Source organism: uncultured Gimesia sp. (assembly GCF_937919775.1).
Classification (GTDB): domain Bacteria; phylum Planctomycetota; class Planctomycetia; order Planctomycetales; family Planctomycetaceae; genus Gimesia.
In genome coordinates this window covers 1-5,339 of record NZ_CALFPF010000254.1, presented here as the reverse complement: position 1 = coordinate 5,339, position 5,339 = coordinate 1, and the positions used below count along the sequence as shown (strand labels likewise).

Here is a 5,339-nt window from a genome sequence, read left to right as displayed (position 1 = left end):
GATAACTCTCTCCCAGGTGAACCATGATCTCAAGGGCGAGCAGGTCGGCACGAGACATCACATGTCGCGAACTGCGATTGCCCAGCCCCCTGACGATCACTTCCACGCATTCGAGGTGGAATTCAAGAACCTGACCGGGAGTTAAATTGGCAGCAGCCAGCAATTCCGCGATTTGCAGAATCTCGTCCTTCAAACTCCCGGACCCCATAATCACGTAGGTCCTCAACAACTCGTGGTAGTAATCCTGCACCTCAAGCGGAATCTGGTATTCCTGATTCGTCTGCCGGGAACCGTTTCGATTCTGACTTTGATCCTGGATTAATTCACTCTCTGATTCCTCAAACACATCGGGGTAAGCGAGCGTCTGCAATTCTTCCACCATTGATCGCTGCTGCTTCAGCAGTCGCTCTGCTTCATCCCGTTCCCGAATCAATCGACGATGATTTTCGACCAGCAATCGATGATTGTCTTCGCTCTGTTTCTGGATCAGCATGGAACGTTTCATCGTGCTCAGCAATGCCGGTGATTCCCACATCGCTGTAGAGATCAGGGTTTCAGCCTGATATTCGCACCCCGCGAGCACAACCTGATCATCGGGCGCAGCAAGAACCAGCACAATCGGATCATGACAGCCGCTCACCCGGATGGCATTTAACAGCTCAAGCTGATTCGTTTTTGTTTCCGAATCAATGCCCAGCAGCAGACAGTCATAGCTGTCATTGCGCAGAAGTGTGATCGCCTCCTCCGATGTGGAGACCCAGTCAAAGCGAGGCTCCGGGCAGCCGATGGCATCCAGCCTCAAAGCCAGGCCCACCCAGTCCGGTCGCCTGTGACAGACAAACAGCATTTTCAGCCGGGGAGGAATCAGTTGCTGCCGAGACGACAGGCGAACCTCTTCCTGCATGCCCTGCTCAGTCCTGTCAAGCTCATCCGTTTGGCGGGAATTCACCTGTATTTCTGCGCGATCTGCAGAAGAAATGATATCGACCTGATTGATTTTTTCATGTTTCACGCTCATATCCGGACCTGCATTTTGTCAAGACTATAGAGGTTCTCAATCAAAACTGTCAATAGGATGTCGTCTTAAGTGCCGGCTTTGCAGGACTTTTAACAGACGACGCTCATCTAAAATACCAGAGCTTCCGCATTAAACACCGGACCTTCGACACAAGTCCGACGGTAATCCCATTCCTCATCGCTGATCCGGACTTTGGCAACACAACTGAAGCAGGCACCAAAGCCGCACGCCATCGGTGTTTCGAGTGAAAGCCAGCAGGTGATCCCGGCTTTGATCGCCATGCGGCTGACAACTTCCATCATCGGTTCCGGACCACAGCAGAAAATCGTCGCGGGAGGCGATGCACTGTCGATCTGTTGCTGTAACAGATCTGTCACATAACCATGATGCCCGAACGTTCCGTCATCAGTGGCCACTTTGACTTCAAGCCCCTGCAGGCGAAAATCATCCAGGCCGGCGAGATACTCTTTCGAACGCGCCCCGTACAGCAAACTGACTTTGGCAGGAAACTCATCCAGATTCCGCTGGGGTTGGCCAAATTTTCGTAGTCTCAGTGCCTCTCTGGCTGTCGCCAGAAACGGCGTCTGCCCGATGCCCCCTGCCACCATGACTAATGGGCCACTGCCCGGCTGGGGAAAGCCGTTTCCCAGAGGACCCCAGATTTCCACCTGATCTCCGGGCTGCCAGTGAGTCATACGCGATGTTAATTTCCCGACCACCACATAACCAAAGTCGAAACCGGTTGGCTCTCCTGATTCGTCCAGGCAGGTATCATAGAGCGCAAACGGACGTCCCAATAAAGGATCATTGACCCCCGGTTCCCGCACCATAAAAAACTGGCCGGGCAGAATCAATTTCGCAATCTGAGGACATTCAAGCCGCATGCGGTACGTGGCCCGTGCCATTTGTTCCTGTTCAACAACGGTGGCAGAAAGGAATTGTGGAGTCGCACAATGACTGAATTCCGAAGCCGCGGTCATTTTTGTTTTCCTTGCCGAGTACTTTTCTTCTGATCATCGCCAATCATGCGTCTCCCCGAAGCCGCCTGCTGAGAAACCACTGCTCCCCTCGTCGAGCCGCTTTTCTTTGACTTCGCGGCGCTGCTCCTGGATCTGCTGCTAGTTTCACCCGAGGTCGAATAACTTTTCTTTGATCTGGCGGACTTGGTGCTGCTTTCCCCGGTTGTCGTCCGGGTTTTGTTTGGTCTGGTACCACTTCCACCCGATGTGGTCTTGGTCTTCTTCGGTTTGGTACCGCTTCCTCCAGACGTGGTTCGGGCTTTCTTCGGTTTAGTACCGCTGCCTCCCGACGTGGTTCGAGTTTTCTTCGGTTTGGTGTCGCTTCCTCCCGATGTCGTCCTGGCTCGCTTTGATCCGGTATTGCTCTCTGCCGACGTGGTCCTGGTCCGCTTTGAACTGCTACCACCTTCGCCCGACGTGGTTCTGGCTCGCTTTGGTCTGGTATCGCCTTCGCCCGATGTGGTCCTGGTTCGCTTTGATCTCGTATCACCTTCGCCCGAAGTACTCCTGGCTCGCTTTGATCTGATATCGCCTTCGCCCGATGTGGTCCTGGTTCGCTTTGATCTCGTATCGCCTTCGCCCGACGTGGTTCTGGCTCGCTTTGATCTGGTATCGCTCTCTCCCGACATGACATTACTGTCGGAGGGCGTTCTACCAGGAGTCCTTCTCTTCGATGCAGCACCTTGTGCAGGCCTGCCTTTGCCGTACGCTGTGGTTTTACGCCCTTTTCGCGGAGGTGCCTCATCGGGGGAACGTATTTCGTTCATCATTTCCCGTAATTTTTTCAGCTCCCAGTCCGACAGTCGTTTGTACTCACCAGACTTGAGTTTGCCGATACTCAGAGGGCCAAAGCGGACACGGATCAACTGAATGACTTTATGTCCGATGCGTGCCATCATGCGGCGAATTTCCCGGTTCTGACCTTCGTGGAGCGTCAGTTCGAGAAACGTGCTCTTCCCCTGTTTTCGCAGAGGTTTTAAACCGGAAACACGAAAGAGCCCCTCTTTAAAGCGAATTCCCTTGCGTAATTCCTCTAATTTTTCACGGGTCGGATTTCCCACCACCTGCACATGATAAGTGCGTGCCACCTTGTAACGGGGATGTGCCAGTCTCTGAGCCAGCGCACCATCATTGGTCACCAGGATCAGCCCTTCACTGTTTTCATCCAGCCGCCCCACAGTAAACAGCCGCTGTCCTTCTTCGGGAAACAGATCAACGACTCTTCTTCTGCCGGCGGGATCATTATTTGTACAAAGAAAACCGGATGGCTTATTCAGCAGGTAATAACGCCGCGCCTGAAGCCGAACCCGCTCTCCATCCACGCTGATCACCTGAGTCTCGGGATTGATCTTCGCCCCCAGTTCAGTGACAATTTCCCCGTCGACGGTGACCCGCCCTGTCTCAATGTAATCTTCGCAATGACGGCGGGACCCCAGGCCTGTCGAGGCCAGAAATTTCTGCAGACGGACAATATGAGCATCATCCGCAGGCGGATCTGTCTCGGAATCGGGTGAAGGGGGGGTTTGCGGACTCATGATTTTTCAACTATGGTAAAACTCGGAAAAACTACAATGCAGGCGTTTTATGCCTTGCTTCCTTTATACCATAGGTTGCAGATGATACCAATTAGGAAGAACCGATTCTTTTCAGGGAACTCAAATGATTTCCGGAATTTCCAGGTTTTGTTCCTCAACCGCCTCTCGCATACGTTGCAGAGATCTGATGGTCAATTGCCGAACGCGTTCAGTACTGACGCCCAGATCTTCCGCGATTTCTCGAAATTTCTGGGGTGTATCTGACTGATACAATCCGAATCGACGTTTGAGTATCATTTGCTCTCGTTCATCCAGCGTCTCAAGCACTTTTTTCAACACTCCATGAATCGTATGGTGATAGGATTCGTGAGAACGCTGCGCCAAACGATGATCGCTTAAACCCACAGCCACCGATTCCACACCGCTCTGAAATGTATTGCGATATTTTCGTCTTTTCTTAGTGGATCGGAACAGAAAATTGCGAACAGCCCACGTGGCATAGGTGCTGAAGCGGTTGCCCCGCTCGATATCAAAGATCTCAACCGCGCGAATCAAAGGTAATTGACCATCGCTGACAATATCATCAAACAGGTTGGCCCGATCAGTCAGGCTTTTTGCAATCGACAACACCAGTCGCAAATTGGCCTGAATAATGTAGTCACGTAATCGCAGAGCGTCTTTCAGCTTCTGTTCAATTCGATCCAGCAGACCCACACACGGAGACTTGAGTTCAATTTTATCCCTCAGGACCGCAGCCCGATATTTCAGATAATTCATGCCTTTGAACAGAATCACTTCCTGCTCTTTTTCCAGTAAAGGCACGGAATACAGCGCAGTGTGCTGCGCTGTGAAATCGGTGGATTCCAGCTCGGATTCAGGGTTCAGTTCTGCACACAACTTTTGCAGCGGCACGAGTATCTGATCGCAGGCGTCGTCCTGTTTGAACTGGTCACTGAAAACAAATTCGATTTCCTGTGAGCAAATATTTTCGGCGCGTTTCTGCAGCTCGCGCGTGACGCAAAACTTCCTCATCCGGGCCGCTTTTTGGGATGCCATGAGTTCACACTGACAGGCCCGCGCCTGATCTGTACGGACAGCACGCTCTCCCAGCTGAGAAAAAGAATCCGCTTCAAATTGGCCAATCGATATTTCGCTGTACATAAAATCTTACTCACCGAGGTTGATCTCATAGAGAGAACGAGTCTGAAAGTCAGGAGCTCTAGCAGGTATCGTAGGCGATATCACAGAACAAAACAATTTTGACAGCCTTTATTGTTTAAAATGAACAAAAATTTATAATCAGCGCCAATACAAGGTGTTACATCATCTGGTTACCCGCAGGAAAGGGACAATGCACACATCATCATTTACAGAGACACCCGAAACAAAATACGAAACACAGGGAATATAAAAAGACAAGGCAGCGCAGGGTCTGGCTCACGGAAGTCGATTGGAAAGCCGATCAATATTCTTAGGTGAGGCAGCCCTCATTCACGCCAAAAATCAGCACATATTTACGGTTCATTTCCAGCAAATTTTCTGTCACAAGCCTCATCTCAAACCCGTTTGACGTTTGCCGCGTCTATTAAAGAGTTTAGACCTGATGCTATCACTCGCAAAACAGACAGAAATCCGTTAGAATTCCGTACTCGGGGTATCATTCAGTATTCCTGTTTCAAATCACATGCTGAATCCCTCAAAATAGATCTGGATTAGTTCCCTTAACGACGGCGCATACCTAGAATTGTTTTATAACTCATCTGTGTC

General features: G+C 50.9%; 4 protein-coding genes. All 4 read right to left on the bottom strand.

Going from position 1 to position 5,339, the window contains the following annotated elements; all coding sequences use genetic code 11:
• A partial coding sequence (locus Q0294_RS06750) for a hypothetical protein (protein ID WP_299462300.1) occupies positions 1-1,012 on the bottom strand: 1,012 nt, incomplete at its 3' end.
• Between the two features lie 113 nt (positions 1,013-1,125).
• A complete protein-coding gene (locus Q0294_RS06745) occupies positions 1,126-1,998 on the bottom strand; it encodes a dihydroorotate dehydrogenase electron transfer subunit (protein ID WP_299462297.1) in 873 nt (290 codons plus the stop codon).
• Complete coding sequence (locus Q0294_RS06740; protein ID WP_299462294.1) at positions 1,995-3,572, bottom strand: pseudouridine synthase; 1,578 nt, start codon at positions 3,570-3,572, stop codon at positions 1,995-1,997. The genes Q0294_RS06745 and Q0294_RS06740 overlap by 4 nt, the downstream gene beginning before the upstream one ends.
• A gap of 120 nt (positions 3,573-3,692) precedes the next feature.
• Positions 3,693-4,604, bottom strand: coding sequence for a sigma-70 family RNA polymerase sigma factor (locus tag Q0294_RS06735; RefSeq protein WP_299462291.1), 912 nt, complete (start codon positions 4,602-4,604; stop codon positions 3,693-3,695).
• Between the last annotated feature and the right edge of the window lie 735 nt (positions 4,605-5,339).

Coding starts and splice junctions, on each gene's coding strand:
- Q0294_RS06745 (WP_299462297.1), bottom strand. CDS start 1,998: ATGACCGCGGCTTCGGAATTCAGTCATTGTGCGACTCCACAATTCCTT.
- Q0294_RS06740 (WP_299462294.1), bottom strand. CDS start 3,572: ATGAGTCCGCAAACCCCCCCTTCACCCGATTCCGAGACAGATCCGCCT.
- Q0294_RS06735 (WP_299462291.1), bottom strand. CDS start 4,604: ATGAGGAAGTTTTGCGTCACGCGCGAGCTGCAGAAACGCGCCGAAAAT.